The organism is Streptomyces platensis, from assembly GCF_008704855.1.
GTDB lineage: Bacteria > Actinomycetota > Actinomycetes > Streptomycetales > Streptomycetaceae > Streptomyces > Streptomyces platensis.
Genome location: NZ_CP023691.1, coordinates 3,234,384 through 3,250,304, shown reverse-complemented (window position 1 = coordinate 3,250,304; position 15,921 = coordinate 3,234,384). Strand labels below are relative to the sequence as shown.

Annotated in this window: 8 protein-coding genes; 2 read left to right on the top strand and 6 right to left on the bottom strand. The window is 72.6% G+C overall.

What is annotated here, in order from left to right; genetic code table 11:
• Positions 1-7: 7 nt before the first annotated feature.
• From CP981_RS39155 to CP981_RS14180, 3 genes are all read right to left on the bottom strand, one after another.
• On the bottom strand, positions 8-5,872 hold the full coding sequence (locus CP981_RS39155; protein ID WP_150522339.1) for a toxin glutamine deamidase domain-containing protein: 5,865 nt from the start codon (positions 5,870-5,872) through the stop codon (positions 8-10).
• Positions 5,873-5,941: 69 nt separating this feature from the next.
• Entirely contained in the window at positions 5,942-6,325 is a 384-nt protein-coding gene (locus CP981_RS14185) for a hypothetical protein (RefSeq protein WP_085928383.1), read from the bottom strand.
• A 302-nt stretch (positions 6,326-6,627) separates the two neighbouring features.
• Positions 6,628-8,409 (bottom strand): PucR family transcriptional regulator ligand-binding domain-containing protein, encoded by a 1,782-nt coding sequence (locus tag CP981_RS14180; RefSeq protein ID WP_085928384.1) that lies wholly within the window; start codon positions 8,407-8,409, stop codon positions 6,628-6,630.
• A gap of 207 nt (positions 8,410-8,616) precedes the next feature.
• Between CP981_RS14180 and CP981_RS14175 the strand changes: the two genes are divergently transcribed.
• Positions 8,617-10,230 carry a sodium:solute symporter family protein gene (locus CP981_RS14175; protein ID WP_085928727.1) on the top strand — a complete coding sequence of 538 codons (1,614 nt, stop codon included), beginning with the start codon at positions 8,617-8,619 and terminating at the stop codon, positions 10,228-10,230.
• Positions 10,231-10,351: 121 nt separating this feature from the next.
• Complete coding sequence (locus CP981_RS14165) at positions 10,352-12,088, top strand: thiamine pyrophosphate-binding protein (protein ID WP_085928726.1); 1,737 nt, start codon at positions 10,352-10,354, stop codon at positions 12,086-12,088.
• Positions 12,089-12,113: 25 nt separating this feature from the next.
• Here CP981_RS14165 and CP981_RS14160 read toward each other — a convergent pair whose 3' ends face one another.
• The 3 genes from CP981_RS14160 to CP981_RS14150 form a co-directional block, all read right to left on the bottom strand.
• Complete coding sequence (locus CP981_RS14160; protein ID WP_150522338.1) at positions 12,114-12,794, bottom strand: TetR/AcrR family transcriptional regulator; 681 nt, start codon at positions 12,792-12,794, stop codon at positions 12,114-12,116.
• A 73-nt stretch (positions 12,795-12,867) separates the two neighbouring features.
• Positions 12,868-14,946, bottom strand: coding sequence for a YhgE/Pip domain-containing protein (locus CP981_RS14155; protein ID WP_085928017.1), 2,079 nt, complete (start codon positions 14,944-14,946; stop codon positions 12,868-12,870).
• The gene (locus CP981_RS14150; protein ID WP_085928022.1) at positions 14,918-15,736 is read right to left on the bottom strand and encodes an ATP-binding cassette domain-containing protein; all 819 of its coding nucleotides are present in this window, start codon (positions 15,734-15,736) and stop codon (positions 14,918-14,920) included. Before CP981_RS14150 ends, CP981_RS14155 begins: the two co-directional genes overlap by 29 nt.
• Between the last annotated feature and the right edge of the window lie 185 nt (positions 15,737-15,921).

Sequence of the window (15,921 nt, the reverse complement as noted above, 5' to 3'; positions counted from 1 at the left end):
TCCTCGACTACGGCTTCGGCTTCGGCAGCATATGCATGCGGGTGGACGCCCACATACGGCCCATCTTCCGCAGGTGATCGTCCATCTCCTCGTCCATGATCTGTTCCCTGGGCTGCCGGTGCTCCTTCACCCGCTCATCGATCTTGGAGTCGGACAGCCCCGCCTTGCGCAGGGCCGCCTTCTGGGCGGCCTCCGACTGGCCGTCCATGCTCGCCAGGAGGTCCTTGCGTTCCTGCAGGAGGCGGGCACGTTCCACGTCACGGGCAGGCTGGCCGTCCGGGTCGGTCCGGTAGGTCGTGCTGTAGTAGATCGGGAACGGCGGGCGCTTCTGGATCTCCGTGGTGCAGTGGGCGTGCCCCAGCCCCTCGCCGCACGGCTCGCGTTCGGTGTACAGACCGGCGATGTCGTACGTGCCCTGGCCGCTGGCCGTCTGGCTCTTGTTGAGCCGCTCCACCCACTCCAGCAGATGCCGTTCGGAGTGCCGCGGGGTGTAACCCGAGTTTCCGGCCGGAATGGAGGAGTCGACGACGTAGGTGCTGTTCCCGTCGCTGTCGACGACCTCGATCACCGCGTAGTTCTTGCCGGTGAAGTCGGGCCGGGTGGAACCCGCCTCGCGCAGCATCTGGTTGACGTGCGCGGTGGTCAGGTCGCGGTCGGCCAGATTGGGACGGCGCGCGTCGCGGAGATCGGTCAGCGCCTGGTGCTCCGGCGTGCCGGGCTCCCGGTACTCCTGCGGCCACGACCCCGCGGGCTTCGACTGCTCACGGGAGTGGGCACCGGCGGAGACCTCGTTCTGCTCGATGGGGTCGGGCTTCCCGTCCTTCTTACGGGGCGGGGCGCCGTGGTACGGGTTCTCGCCGTCGGTGGCCCGCTGCGGGCTCTGGCCCACGCCGTTGTCCTCGTGGAACGCCTGGCTCATCCGGGCGAGCGTGGCCACGACGGCACCCCGCTGGCCGTCGTTCATGTCGGCGAAGTCCTCGCCGAGCACCTCGCGCAGTTCCCGCTCGGTGAAGGCCGTCGGCGGAATCTCGACCGGGTCCTTGCCGTCCTGCTTGTTGTTCGCCCGGGCGGCGTCGGCGGCGGCCTTCCGGTCGGCGGCCCGCTGGAGCAGATCGGCGAGGCTTCCGTCGTTCGCCCAGTGCTGCATGCGGTCGTGGACCGGATCGAGCCCGATGCGGTAAACGGGGTGCGGATGGGGCGCGTCGGGGTGGTCCGGGTCGATGCGGATTCCCTGCTGCTCCGAGTCCGCGGGCAGGGACGCGTGGTGGTCCGTGGTCCGCTCGGGCTCGGGCAGATCGGAGTTGCGCGCTTCCCGGGTGTTCTCCGCCGATTGGGGGTCCGAATCGGTCTGCTGCTCCGGTCCGTCGATGTCCATCGGGGACGGCGAAGAGTGATCGTCCTCGTGCCCGCCCTCGGGCTCCGGGCTGTCGATCTCCATGTCCGTACGCGGATGCTTGGAGTCGCCCTCCTGGATGTCGTCCTCGGCGGGCCGCTTGGTGCCCGACGGGTCGGAGGGAGGGTGGGGGTTGTCCAGGCCGGATGGGTTCTCGGGGGACGGGGGTGGTGGATGGGGGTTGTTGGCGTCTGCGGGGGTGTCGGTGCCTCGTGGGGTGTCGGCGTTTGCCGGGTTGCCGGCCCCTGCCGGGTTCTCGGCGGTGTGCTGGGTGGGGGGCTGGTGGTGCGGGGTTCCGTTGTCCGGAGTCCGGTCGTTCGGGGTCCCGTTGTTCGGGTTGCCGTGGTCCGGGGGCCGGTGGGACGGCGACGGATCGGTCGGGGAGTGGTGATCCGGGCTGCCGGAGGGGGCGTCGGACGTGGTGCCGTCCCCGGGGGTGCCGGCGGGGTGGGGGCCGGGGGCGTTCTGCGGGTGTTGTTGCGGGTTCTGCTGCTGGGGCCAGCCCTGGTTCTGGGACTGGTGCGGGCCAGGCTGCTGGGTCTGGGGGTTCTGGTGCTGGCCTTGGCCCTGGTTTTGCCCCTGGCCTTGGCTCTGCCCCTGGCCCTGCTGCTGGGCGGCTGCGGGGTCGAAGGGCTTGCGGTCGGCGTCCAGGGTCAGGTGCCAGACGCCGTCGGCGTGGGTGTGGATGGGCTGTTGGCTGATCTCGCCGGTCTGGCTGTCGACCCAGACGACCCGGCCGTTGTGGTTGACGGCGTTGAAGACGTGGGCGCCGCCGCCGGAGCCGTCGGGGTTCCTGGGCCAGGTGACGAGGACGGCGGCCGCCGAGCCGTGGCCGGACTGACGGAGTTCGTCGGCGATGTGCTGGTAGCTGTCCTGGGCGTTCTGGCCGGAGTGGCGGAAGTTGGTGCCGGCCCAGTTCTGAATGTTGTTGGTGCCGTCGCGCTCACCGCTGACCCGGTCCAGCCCGCCGTGGCCGTCGTTGTCGTAGGTACGGGGTGCCGAGACCTGCGGGTTGCCGTACCAGGACTCCATGAACGAGCGGGTGCAGTCGGCGCAGTTGTTGGAGCGGCCGGGGACGCTCGGGCCGCCGTCGTTCTGGAGCTGGGACCAGGGCTGGAAGGGGTCCGCATGACGCTGCGGGCTGCCGTCCGGATTACGCGGGAACTGGTTCTCCAGCGCCTGCTGGTCGTGCGGGAACGGTGAATACAGCCCGCTGGGCTGGTGGTTGAGGCTCGCCCGGACGTCGCTGTGGCTCGGCCGCGGGGGGTTGCTGGGCGTCGCGGGCTGTTGCTGTTGGTGCGCCGGCTGCTGGTGCTGGGGCTGCTGGTTCTGGTGGTGGTGCTGCGTCGGGCCTTGGTGCTGCGGCTGCTGGTGCGGCTGCTGCTGTTGGTTTTGAGGCTGGTTCTGTTGCTGCGGGTTTTGTTGCTGCTGCGGGTGCTGCTGGCTCGGCGGCTGCGACTGAGGCTGGTGGCTCTGGAGCGTCGGCTGCTGACGGGGGTCCGGACGGTCCGGCTGCGGCTGGCGCGGGTCCGCACGAGGCGGCTGCTGCTGCGTCGGCTGCTGTTGCTGCGGACGCTGCTGGTTCGGGTCGTGCGGTTGCTGCTGCGGAGGACGCTGGGTGCTGTCCGGACGCGCGGTGTCCGGACGGGTGGCGTCGGGCCGGGCGGTGTCCGGGCGCGGCGGGGCCTGGTCGGGGCGCTGCTGACGGGGGTCCGGGCGCCCGTTCTGGGGGTTGCGCGGGTCGTCCGGGCGGGTGGCGTCCGAGCGCGGATGTGACTGGTCAGGGCGCGAGGCGTCGGGGCGTGGCGTGTCCGGACGCTGGTTCTGGGGGTGCTGCTGGTCGGGCCGTACGGGCTGGGTCTGGTCCGGGTGCGGCTGATTCTGATCCGGGCGCGGGCCCTGCTGGTTCTGGGGGGACGACTGCGGGTTGGTCTGGTCGGGGCGGACCGGCTGCGTCTGGTCCGGGTGCGGCTGGTTCTGGTCCGCGCGCGGGCCCTGCTGGTCCGGACGTGTCTGCTCCGGGCGGGGGCCCTGCTGGTTCTGCTGGGGTGCCTGGTTCTGGTTCTGGGGCGGGCGGCCGGACTGCTGGTCGTGTGGGGGCTGCTGGTTCTGGTCCGGGCGGGGGCCGTCGAGGCGTGGGTTGTAAGGGGGTGGTTCGGGGCGGCGCTGTTGGGTGGCGTCGTGGATGATCTGGGAGCCGTCGGCGCGGCGGTTCGGGCCCGGGGCGGTGGTGTTGGGGCGCGGGCCGTCGAGGCGCGGGTTATACGGCGGGGGTTCGGGGCGGCGCTGCTGGGTGACGTCGCGGATCGCCTGGGAGCCGTCGGGGCGGCGGTTGGTGGGCCCGGGGGTGTTCCCGTTGGAGGGTGTGCCGCCGTGTGGGGCGCCTGAGTTGGGGGTGGCCGGGCCGCCCTGGGAGGGCACGGCGGTCGGCATGCCCATCACCGGGCCGGAGGTCTGCGGGGTGTTCTGGGGGGACTGCTGGGGCGTGGACGGCGTGCCGGTGTCCGTCGTGTGCGCGGTCGGCGCGGGAGCCGTCAGCGTGTCGGCGGACTGCGTGGTGACCGTGGTGTCGTCGTCCTCGCGGACATGCGGCATCGGGTCGCCGGGGGCCGGGTCCCGCTGCCCGACGGGCGGGCCGGACGAGCCGGAGTGCTGTACCGGAGCGCCCTGGGAGGGCACGCCCACGTGGGGTGTGGAGGGCCGTCCGCCGCCGGTACCGCTCTGGGAACTGTCGCCGTTGGAGGAGCCGTTGCTGCTGTTGTCGCCGTGCGATGCGGCGCCGTCGCCGGGCGGATTCCCGGATACCGGGTCGGGGGAGGGCGACGACTGCTGCGGGGACTGCGGGGACTGCTGCGGCGACTGTGCCGCGTCGGGGTGGGAGGGGCCGTCCGGGGTGGGCGAGTTGGACTGGGGCGACGAGCCCTGGTCCGGGGACGGACCGGAGTCCGGGGACGGGCCGGGGGACGGGGCTGACCCCGAGTCGGGGGTCGGGCCGGCGTCCGGGTGGACGGACGGGCCAGGTGTCGGCTGGGTGCTGCCGGAGTCCGCGTGCGGACGTGCCGAGTCCGGGGTGTTGTCGGGGGCTGGCTGGGTGCTGACCGAGTCCGGGCGGGAGGCGTCCGGGGTGGGGCCGCCCGAGTCGGGGGTGGGGGAGTTCCCGTACGGGTTGTGGTTGTTGCCGCCCGTGTAGCCCTCGTCGAAGGCGGTGCGCTGGTCCGGGGGCGGCAGGGGCTGGGACTCGGGGGTGGCACGGTTGCCGTCCGGGCCCGGGGTGCCGCTGTCGGAGGTGGTGGCGGGGCCGCTGCCGGAACCGCTGTTCGGGGATGTATCGCCCGGGCGGGGGGAGTGCGAAGGGCCGCCGGAGTCGGAGCCGTTGCCCGATCCGCTCCCGTTCGACCCTGACCCTGACCCTGACCCGGATCCCGACCCGGACGTACTGTCCGTGCCGGTCCCGCCGCCGTCGGAACCGGACCCACTGCCGGCACCTGAGTCACTTCCCGACCCCGACCCCGACCCCGACCCGGACCCCGACCCGCTCCCGTCCGACCCGGACCCCGAGCCGCTGCCGGAATCGCTTCCGGACCCCGACGCGCTGCCGGATCCTCCGCCGTCACCACTGCTGTTGCCGCTGTTGCTGTTGCCGCTGCCGGACCCGCTGCCGGAACCCGTGGACTCGCTGCCGCCCCCGTCGTTCCCGCCGCTGTCCTCGCTGCCGTCCTCGCTCCCGCCCCGTCCGGCGGCGTGCTCCAGACCGTTGCGGGCATGGTGGCCCGCTCGGCTGCCCGCCCCGTCGCGCAGGGACTCGGCGAAGGTCTGGCCGGAGTTCTTGAGCGCCTCCACGCCCGCCTCGGCGCCGGTCTTGGCGCTGCGGCCGACGTCGAAGCCGTTCTGCGCCCCGAAGTGCATGTTCATGCCCTGCGCGATGGCGTCGGAGACCATCGCCTCCAGCGCCGAGACGGCCGGCTCCTTGACCGTCTCGACGATCGCCTCGACCAGCGCCTCACGCGCTTCCTTCAGGATGCGGCGCACGATCAGCCGGGTGGCCTGGGTGGCCGCGGCCGCGCCGATTTCGGAGAGGCCGAACGTGAAGGGCGCGGCCGCTTGAGCCGCGATGATCTCTGCCGCGAGGATCGCCAACTGGGCGATCACCGCGACTTTCATCCCGATGATGACCCCGGAGCCGGCGTCCAGCGCGAACGCGATGAGTTCGGCGGCGCTACGGGCGTCGTCGAGGTATCCGGAGCCGTTGCCGGAGTACTTCTCCCAGGTCTTGCTGAAGCCGTCGATGCTGTCGCCGGAGTTGGCCGACACCACATTGCCCGCCGCGGTGACGCCCTCGGACTGCAACTGCTCGACAGCATTCGCGAACTCCCGCCACGCCGTGGCGGAGTCGTTCATCTTGTCCTCGTCGCCCGTCGGCCAGTCGTAGCCGAGCATCTCGAGTACCCACTCGAGCCAGTCAGGAAGCATGAGCGACATGGCGGCAATCCCCCGGAAAACGGTAAAGCTTGATCACAAATGTGGCGACGCAGGTCAGTTGATGAAGCGTCAGACGTGGGGCGACTTGAGGGTGACGATCTGCTGGCTCTCCGCCTCGGCGTTGGCGATGTGCTGCTTCATCAGGGAGTCGTTGAAGTCCTCGTCGGCCTGGTGGTTGTCGCCCATGGTGGTCAGGGCGCCGCCGATCTCCTGGAGCTTTGCGGCCAGATGCCCCATGGATTCGTACATGCCGTCGCGCAGACCCTCGTAGACCACGCCGAACTTCTCGCCGATCTCGTCATCGCCCCACGGCGGGGTGTCCTTGCCCTCCAGGCCGGTCAGCGCGCTCTTCAGCTTGGTCACCGCGCCCTGATAGCGCTGGCCGACGCTGGTGAAGTCCTTGCCGCCGGACTTCAGTGACGGAATGTCGGCCTGTAGCCCGTCTCCTGCCATGGCGTCCCCCGTTCCCTGGAAGCGTCGTCGTGACCGCACAACTTTCAACGAGTCTAGTGGGGTATGCCCGTGCCGCCTCAAGGAGTGTGCTGTCACAAGGGTGTCACTGATGGAGGGGGCACGTATCGCCGGGTGGGCCTGGGTTGGGGGGGGTACGTCAGGAGGTGTGGCATGCGCCCGGTTTGGCCGTGCGGTCCCGCCGTGACGAACCCGGTCGTGCGGGAGTCGGGGCGGGCCATCGGATGCGTGAGGCGCCAGGTCCGTGAGGCATCAGGTCCGTGAGGCGTCGGGCCCGCAGGGCGTCAGGTCCGTGAGGCGTCCCGGTCGAGGGAGCGGAGGGCGAACCACAGCTCCATACGGACGTCGGGGTCGTCCAGGTCGGTGTCGAGGAGGCCGGCGATACGGGTGATGCGCTGGCGGACGGTGTTGCGGTGGATGCCGAGGGCGGTGGCGGTGCGGTCCCAACTGCCGTGCAGGGAGAGCCAGTTGTGGAGTGTGGCGAGGAGGGGCGGGGAGTCGGCCAGCGGGGCGAGCAGAGCCTGGGCGTGCTGCCGGGCATCCGTGGGGGCGACGAGGGAGGTGATGCTGTGGGGGCCGGGGGTGCGATGGCGGACGAGAGCGGTGCGGCCGGCCAGGGCGCGGCGCAGCGCGGCGGCGGCATGCCGGTCGGCGGTCGCGAGTTCGGCGACCGGGGCGGGTTCGCTGACGCCGAGTGTCCAGCCGGGGTGCGCGGTGACCTCCTGGCCGGCGGGGATCAGGGCGCGGAGAGCGGGGGCGGCGCCCGGGGCCGTGACCGCCTCGGTGCGGGCCGTCGACTTGGTGGCGGGGGGCGCCCCAGAGGCGGCGGGGAGTTCGGCGGCGGCACCCGGGGCGACGAGGGAGGTGCCCAGGGCGGCGGCCAGTGAGGCCGTCGACTCCGTGGTGTCCCGGCGGCGTTCGGCGTGTACGACGGTCCAGAGGGGCGCGCCCAGGAGCGGGGCGACGTCGGCGGGGCGGGCGCCGAGGAGCAGCCGGACCAGGGCCGCGGAGTGCTCGGCGGCGGCCGGGCCATGGGCGGTGGCGGGGCCGGTGATCAGGGCGAGGAGTACGGCGGCGACGCCCGCGATGGCGTGCGCGGGCGGGTCGTGCGGGTTCGCGGCGACCACGAGGGCGAGTGCCTGGCGGCCGGGGCCGCGGCCGGTCAGGGCGTAGGCGGACAGCGAGGTGCCGGGGAGGGTGTCGGTGGCGGAGGACGGTCCGCCCGCGCCGAGGACCCGGGCGAGACGCCCGGCCGCGGCCCGTACGGGAGCGTCGGGGCGGGGGCCGGCGGTGCCGTGTTCCGCGCCGTCCGGGGCGAGCAGCGCGGTCCAGCCGTGCACATGGCGGGCGAGGGCGCGCAGTACGGCGGATGCCGGGTCGGGGCGGGCGGCGGCCGCGGCCAGGGCGCGCTGGGCCTCGCTGAGCCGGGTCAGCTCGCGGTGTCTGGCCTCCGTCACGGCCTGCCATACGGCGCTCTCCACGGCGGTGAACGGGGTGCCCACCGGGACCTCGACGAGCGGCAGCCCGTGCCGGTCGCAGGCCGCCACCAGGGCGGCGGGCACGGTGTCGTGCACCGGCGCGATCCCGAAGCCGAGGGCGGCGGCACCGGCCGCGACGGTACGGGCGACGTAGCCGTCGAGATAGGAGTCGAGGGCAGCGGGTGGGGAGGTCGCCGCGGTGGGTGCGGCGGGGGCCGGTGCCGCCGGGGCCGGTTCCGCGGGGTCCGGACCGGCGGCGTCTGCCGGGCCCGATGCCGTGACGTCCGCCGCGCCCGCCGGGCCCGGTCCCGTCGCGCCTGCCTCGTCTGACGCGCCCGCCCGGCCCGGTCCCGTCGCGCCCGCCTCGTCCGCCCCGCCCGTCACCTTCGCCAGATGCATCCCCGCCGTCAGCAGCATCTCGCCGCCCAGGAGGTACGGGACCGGGTCGGCCATCTCGGAGGTGTGGACCCAGTGGATGGCGACGCCCTCGCGCGGGCCGGCGAGCTGGCGCAGGCCCAGGTCCGTACGGGCGAGGAGATCCGCCAGTGGTACCGGCGGGGTGGACGGCGGGGGCAACGGGCGCGGCATGTGCGGACCCTCCACATCGGGGGGTGGTGAGTGGAGGAAACGTACACTTCAGCGTCGTCCGGCCGCCTCCTAGGGTCAACCCCCGGGACGCGGCGCTCGGACGGGACCCCCGCTCGCCGAGCGCCCGTCGTCCCCCCCCGTGCCCCACACCCCCCGCGCTTCACCCCCTCTCCCCTCTCCCCTCGGCGCAGCTGGAAGGGATGGCCCATGGCTGTCGACTATGCGGTGATCGTGCTCTATCTGGCCGGAATGCTCGCCATGGGCTGGTGGGGGATGCGCCGCGCCAAATCGAAGAGCGACTTCCTGGTCGCGGGCCGCCGCCTCGGCCCCGCGATGTACTCGGGAACGATGGCGGCGATCGTGCTCGGCGGCGCCTCCACCATCGGCGGGGTGGGCCTCGGCTACCGATACGGCCTCTCCGGCGCCTGGATGGTCTTCACCATCGGCCTCGGGCTGCTCGCGCTGAGCGTCTTCTTCTCGGCCCGGATCGCCCGGCTGAAGGTCTACACGGTCTCCGAGATGCTGGACCTGCGCTACGGCGGCTCCGCCGGGATCATCTCCGGTGTCGTCATGTGGGCGTACACCCTGATGCTGGCGGTGACCTCGACGATCGCCTACGCGACCATCTTCGATGTGCTCTTCGGCCTCGACCGGTCGCTCTCGATCATCCTCGGCGGAGCCATCGTCGTCGCGTACTCGACGCTCGGCGGGATGTGGTCGATCACCCTCACCGACATGGTCCAGTTCGTCGTCAAGACGATCGGGGTGCTGCTGCTCCTGCTGCCCCTCGCGGTCATCAAGGCGGGCGGCTTCGCCGAGATGAAGGCGCAGCTGCCGGACGACTACTTCGCGCCCCTGGGCATCGGCGGGCAGACGGTCTTCACCTACGTACTGATCTATTCGTTCGGCATGCTGATCGGGCAGGACATCTGGCAGCGGGTGTTCACCGCGCGCAGCGACAAGGTGGCGCGGCTGGGCGGCACCGCGGCCGGTACGTACTGTCTGGCCTACGCCCTGGCCGGTGCGGTCATCGGCACCGCCGCCAAGGTGCTCTACCCGCATCTGGGCAGCCCGGACGACGCCTTCGCCACGATCGTCAGGGACGCGCTGCCGGTGGGCGTGCGCGGGCTGGTGCTGGCGGCGGCGCTGTCCGCGGTGATGTCCACGTCCTCGGGCGCGCTGATCGCCTGTGCCACGGTCGCCCACAACGACATCTGGGCGCGGGTGAAGGGCGTCGTCGCGGTGCGCCGGAAGCCGCACGCGGGAGACTCCAGCGACTCGGGAGACTCCGGCGACTCGGGCGACACCGGCGGGTCACTGTCGGCGGACCGGGCCGGGGAAGGTGCCGAGGCGCCGGACGAGGTGCGCGGCAACCGCGCCTTCATCCTCCTCATGGGCCTCGCGGTCATCGTCATCGCGCTCGTGCTCAACAATGTCGTCGAGGCGCTCACCCTCGCCTACAACGTCCTCGTCGGCGGGCTGCTGGTGCCCATCCTCGGCGGGCTGCTGTGGAAGCGCGGCACCGCCGCCGGTGCACTGGCCTCGGTCGCGGTCGGCGGCCTGACCGTCATCGGCCTGATGGTCTCGCTCGGCGTCCTCGCGAACGAGCCGATCTATTACGGGCTGCTCGCCTCGCTCGTGGCCTATGGGGGCGTCAGCCTGGCCACTCCGCCCACGGACGCGGCGGTACTGGCCGCCTGGCGGGCGCGGTTGGCCGGGCGGACGGGAGACGGCCCGGACGGCGGTTCGGACGGGGAAGCGGACGGGGAAGCGGCCGGGGGAGCGGCACCGGTGACCACGTCCGCCTCAGGCGGCGCCTGACCCCGGCCCCGCCCCGACACCCGCTCTCCCGCCCATCGGCCCGTCCGCCCACCCCTCCATCCCTCCATCCCTCACCCCTCCATCCGCCCGTCCGCCCCCACCAGGAAGGCACCCCGCACCCATGAGCAGCACCCACCCCACCGCCACGCGGCACCGGCGCAACGGCGGTGACCTGGTCATCGAGTCGCTGGCCGCGCTGGGCGCGCGTACCGTCTTCGGGCTGCCGGGGCAGCATGCGCTCGGGGTGTTCGACGCGCTGCGCCGCTCCGCCCTGCGCTACGTGGGGCTGCGGGTGGAGAACAACGCGGGCTTCGCCGCCGATGCGTACGCCAGGGCCACGCACGGGGTCGCGCCGCTGCTGGTCTCCACCGGGCCCGGTGCGCTGATGACGCTGGCCGCGCTCCAGGAGGCGGCGGCCGGTTCGGCGGCCGTACTGGCCATCGGCAGCCAGGTGCCGCTGGCCGGGATCGGCGGCGGGCGCCATGGCTATCTGCATGAACTCGCCGACCAGAGCGCCTCGTTCCGCGGGGTGGTCAAGTCCGTCCATACGGCGCGTACCGCCTCACAGATCCCCTCGGCGGTGGCCGCCGCCTGGGAGTCGGCACTGAGTGCCCCGCACGGGCCGGTGTGGCTGGAGATTCCGCAGGATGTGCTGCTGGCGGAGGTCGACGTTCCGCCGGTGGCTCAACTGGACGCCACCCCACGGGAGTTGCTGCCACGGCCGGAGCTGATCGCGGCGGCGGCGAGCCGGCTGACCCGGGCCCGGCGGCCGGTGATCCTGGCCGGCGGCGGCGTGGTCCGGGCCGGGGCCGAGGCGGAGCTGCTGGCGCTCGCCCAGCAGCTGCGGGCTCCGGTGGCCACCACCTTCGGCGGTAAGGGCGCCTTCCCGTGGGAGCATCCGCTCTCCCTCCGGTCCTGGATGGAGGACCGCCACACCACCACCTTCCTGGAGGACGCGGACACCCTGCTGGTGGTCGGCTCGGGACTGGGTGAACTCTCCTCGAACTACCACACGTTCCGGCCGCGGGGGCAGGTCGTGCAGATCGAGGCGGACCTCGGCAAGCTGGAGTCGAACCATGCCGCGCTGGGCATCCACGCGGACGCGCGAGCGGCGCTGGCCGCGCTGGTCGAGGCGGTCGGGGAGGAAGGGGAGGACGGGGAGGACGGGGAGAACGGGGAGATCCAAGAGGACCACGGGCCCCGGGACACCGGTCCCGCCGGAGAGGCCGGAGCCGAACCCGCCACCCCCGAAGCCGCCGTAGCCGCCCTCCTGGCCCGTGTCCACGACCGGATCGCCGGGCAGGAACTCGACCTGGAGCAGCGGATCCTGGCCTCGGTACGGGACGCGCTGCCCGACGGCGCGGTCAGCTGCTGGGACATGACGATCCTCGCGTACTGGGCCTGGTCCGCCTTCGACCCGCGGCGCAGCAACGCGCTGCATTCGGCGCAGGGCGCCGGCGGGCTGGGGTACGGCTACCCGGCGGCGCTGGGCGTGGCCGTCGCCGATCCGGCGCGGCCGGTGCTGGCGGTCTCCGGGGACGGCGGCGCGATGTACTCGATCGCCGAGCTGGCCACCGCCCGGCAGTACGACCTGCCGGTGACCTGGCTCATCGTGGACGACGGCGGCTACGGCATCCTGCGCGAGTACATGACCGACGCGTTCGGCGAGGCCACCGCCACCGAACTCACCCGGCCGGACTTCGTGGCCCTGGCCGGGTCGTTCGGCGTGCCCGCGGTCCGGACGAGCCCGGAGCGGCTGCGTACGGACCTGGCGGCGGCGCTGGCGGCCCCCGGCCCGTCGGTCGTCGTCCTCCCGGCCCGGCTGCGGATGTTCGCGCCCACCCACCTGGACGCCTGAGGCTCCTGGTGGGCGGGCCGCGGAACTACGGTCCCTCGGAGGGGTTCCGGCCTGCCCCCACCCGGCCCTGGAGCAGCCGGGACAGCGCCGCGTGCACGTCCTCGACCGAGCGGTCCGGCTGGAAGGACTGCCAGTCCAGGGCGGCCACCAGGACCATGCCGAGGAGGGCGGAGGCGGTGAGGGGGATGTCGAGCTCGTCGGAGAGCTCCCCGTTCCGTACGGCGTCCCGGAGGACGTCCTCGACGACGGCCTGGGCCCGGCCGCGTACGGAGGTGAGGGTGTCGCGCCAGGTGCGGTTGGTGCGCCAGAGTTCGGCGACGTAGAGCTGGATCAGGGCGGGGGAGCAGGCGATGAAGTCCAGGCCGGCCCGGATCATCGCGTCCAGGGCGTCGACCCGGGTGCCGCCGCGGGCCGCGGTGGCGTCGGCGGCCCGGCGCAGGGAGTCGGCGAGCAGATCGATGCCGTCCCGCAGCAGCTCCTCGTAGAGGACGTTCTTGCTGGCGAAGTTGTAGTAGACGGTGCCCTTGGCGACGCCGGCGCGGTCAGCGATCTCGTCGACGGTGGTGGCGGAGAAGCCCTGTTCCGCGATGAGGGTGACGGCGGCGTCGAAGAGCCGGCGGCGCGTGGAGCTGCGGCGGGTGACGGGGGAAGCCCCCGGGGCGGTGCCGTCGACGGCACCGCCCCGGGGCCCCGGGAGGACGCTCATGCCGAAACCTCGCTGTGCTCGGCTTCGCATGCGCTCAGCGCGCACCTCTTCATGGTGAACTCACTCCGTTCGCTCACAGGCTCAGTTCCGGATGCAGGTCCTTCATCCGGACGACCTGCCGGCTGCGCGCCGCGAGGGCGGTGAGTGCCAGCGCGCCGACGGTGAAGACCGCCAGGACCACACAGCCCTGCTGCACGATGGCGAGGTCACCGCCGGTGATCAGCCGGCGCAGGCCGTCGACCACGTAACTCATCGGCAGGAAGGGGTGAATGGCGGCGAAGAAGCCGGGGCTGGTCTGCACCGGGTAGGTGCCGCCCGCCGAGGTCAGCTGGAGCATCAGGACGACCAGGGTCAGCACCCGGCCGGCCGGGCCGAAGAACGCGCCCAGCAGCTGGATGATGGCGGTGAAGCAGGCCGTGGCCAGCAGCAGGAAGCCGACGGTGCCGGCCGTGCGGGCCATCTCCAGGCCGAGGCCCCAGTGGAGCACGGCCATCAGCGCGAGCACCTGGACGACGCCGATCGCGTAGGCCGGCAGCCAGGAACCGAGGGCGATCCGCCAGCCCGGGGCGCCCGCGGCCAGTGCGCGCTTGCCCAGCGGCTGGAGCAGCATGAAGGCCACCATCGCGCCGACCCAGAGGGAGAGCGGGATGAAGTACGGCGCCAGGCCGGTGCCGTAGTTGGGCGCCTTGTGCAGCGACTTGGCGGCCAGCTCGACCGGGTCGGCCATCACCCCGGTGCGGGTGTCGCGGTCCTTCTTGTTGTAGTCCGGGATCTTGGAGACGCCGCTGTGCAGCCCGTCGGACAGCTGGTTGCTGCCGTCCTTGAGCTTGAACAGGCCGCCGGTGAGCTTGTCGGCACCGTCCTTGGCGACGCCCAGGCCGTCGTGGAGCTTGCCGGCGCCGTCGGCGAGCGTGCCGATGCCGTCGGCGAACAGCCCGGCGCCCTGGGAGACCTTGTGGGCACCCGCGTTGAGCTGGTTGATCTGGCCGATCGCCTTGTCCGCCCGGTTCGCGATGCCCGGTGCCTCATTGGCGACCATCGCGGCGCCGTGGTGCAGCTCCCGCACCTTGGTGCGCAGCTGGCCGAAGTCCGTGTGGGCGACGGTGTCGTTGACCTTCTCCGCCGTGTCGGCGGCGAGGGCGCTGCCGTCCGCGATCGCCTTCAGCTTGGGGCAGTCGGGGTCGGTGTCGACGAGGCCGTTGCAGCGGTCCTGGTAGAGCTCCGCGGCGTTGTCGGCGTTCTCCCGTGCCTGCTGGGCGGCCTTGGCGGAGTCCCCCGGCAGCCGGCCGAGGTCCTCGTCGAGCTTCTGGCTGAGGTCGGCGACGACCTGGGCCCACTGCCCGATCTCCCGGCCGTGCTCCCTCAGGTAGGGGAGGTCCTTACGGGCGATGCCGTGGACCTTGTCGGCGAGCTGCTGGGTACCGTCCGAGACCTTGCGGGCGCCCAGGCTCAGCTGCCTGGCCTTCGTGGCGGCCTCCGCCGCGCCCTTGCTGATCCGGTCCGCGCCCTTGTTCAGCTTGCCGAGGCCGTCGGCGAGCCGGCCGGTCTTGTCCTTGGCGGTGCCGAGGCCGTCATCGAGTTTCCCGGCGCCGTCCGCGGCCTCTGCCGTCTTGTCGTGCAGATCGGAGAACGAGATGAAGATCTTGTCGAGCATGGTCCGCGACGAAGCGGCCGAGGTCTTGGCACGGACCTCGGAGAACACCGTCTTGGAGATCGAGCCGACGACGTAGTTGTTGGCGTCGTTCGTCCGGACCTTGAGCGCGCCGGTCTGCGGGGTCTTCCCGGAGCTGGAGGCGATCCGCTCGCTGAAGTCCTCGGGGACGGTCAGCGAGAGGTAGTACGTGCCGTTCTCGACGCCCTTGGCGGCGTCGGCGGCGCTGACGTCCTCCCAGTGGAACTTCTTGCTGTCCTTGAGGTTCTCGGCCAGCTCGTCGCCCACGTGGATCTCTTTGCCGCCGGTGGTGGCGCCGCGGTCGTCGTTGACGAGAGCCACCGGGATCTTGTCCAGGCGGCTGTACGGGTCCCAGAACGAGCAGAGGTACAGGGCTCCGTAGAGCAGGGGGATCAGCGTCAGGGCCACCAGGCCCAGCCGGGGCAGCTTGCCCCTGCTGAACCGCCTGAGCTCAAGAGCGGCCAGCTTCGGCGAACGCATCCGCTGCCTCCTCCTCGGTGGTGTGGGCGTCGTCCTGGACGGGGGTGGGGTCGGCCTCGGCGGCCTCGGCGGCCTCGGCGGCCTCGGCGGCCGTGCGCGCGGTGCGGACGATCAGTGCGTCCTCCGGTGCGCCGTCGCCGGCGGCCATGACGGTGAGGCCCTCGCGGGTGAGGTCCCGCAGCAGCTGCCAGGCCTCGGTGCGCTCGGCGTCGGCGAGCTTGAGGTCCACGTCGTCGACGGCCAGCAGCTGCGGGCCGTGCATCAGCCCGAGTGCGACGGAGAGCCGCAGCGCCTCGATCCGCTCCAGATCGCGCACGGTCGTGCGCAGACCCTTGGGGAGGGTCTCGGGGTCGAGCCGGGCGGCCGCGAGGGCGGCGTCGACCCGGGCCCGGGTGGCCTCCTTGTGGCGCTTGCCCCAGGGGAGCGAAGCGAGCGGCGAGCCCTGGATACGGGGGCCCAGCAGGGCGCGCTCCTTGAGGTGTTCGCCGACCGTGAGGGCCGGTTCGAGGTCGGCGACGCCCGGCACATGGGCGAGGGCGGTACGGCTGCGCACCGACCCCATCCGCTTGGGCAGCGCGAGCCCGGCGACCGTCGCCTCCCCTTCCGTGATCCGCATCCGGCCGGTGAGGGCCAGCAGCAGACAGGTGCGGCCGGAGCCGGAGGGGCCCTGGACCGCGATCAGCGTGCCCGGTTCCGCGGTGATGTCGACCGCTCGGAAGGCCCATCCCCGTGGGCCCTCCACTCCGATTCCGTCGGCGTGGACCGCCGCCCCCTGGCGGGTGGTGTTCACCGACACCCCTCCCCTTTTGATCTGACTGGTCAGTCTAAAAGTGTGCCCTATGGAGGGCCTTGTTGACCAATTGGAGGACCCGGGCTGAAGCCGGCCTCGTCGATCCCGTGACCCGAACGGGGGAGCCGTCCTAGGGTGCAGGGCAGGCGGGGGCCTGATGATGTCCATGGTGAGTCCGTATCGCG

Bases quoted from the DNA above. Each gene is read 5' to 3' on its own strand.
- CP981_RS39155 (WP_150522339.1), bottom strand. From the start codon at position 5,872: ATGTCGCTCATGCTTCCTGACTGGCTCGAGTGGGTACTCGAGATGCTC.
- CP981_RS14165 (WP_085928726.1), top strand. From the start codon at position 10,352: ATGAGCAGCACCCACCCCACCGCCACGCGGCACCGGCGCAACGGCGGT.
- CP981_RS14160 (WP_150522338.1), bottom strand. From the start codon at position 12,794: ATGAGCGTCCTCCCGGGGCCCCGGGGCGGTGCCGTCGACGGCACCGCC.
- CP981_RS14180 (WP_085928384.1), bottom strand. From the start codon at position 8,409: ATGCCGCGCCCGTTGCCCCCGCCGTCCACCCCGCCGGTACCACTGGCG.
- CP981_RS14175 (WP_085928727.1), top strand. From the start codon at position 8,617: ATGGCTGTCGACTATGCGGTGATCGTGCTCTATCTGGCCGGAATGCTC.
- CP981_RS14185 (WP_085928383.1), bottom strand. From the start codon at position 6,325: ATGGCAGGAGACGGGCTACAGGCCGACATTCCGTCACTGAAGTCCGGC.
- CP981_RS14155 (WP_085928017.1), bottom strand. From the start codon at position 14,946: ATGCGTTCGCCGAAGCTGGCCGCTCTTGAGCTCAGGCGGTTCAGCAGG.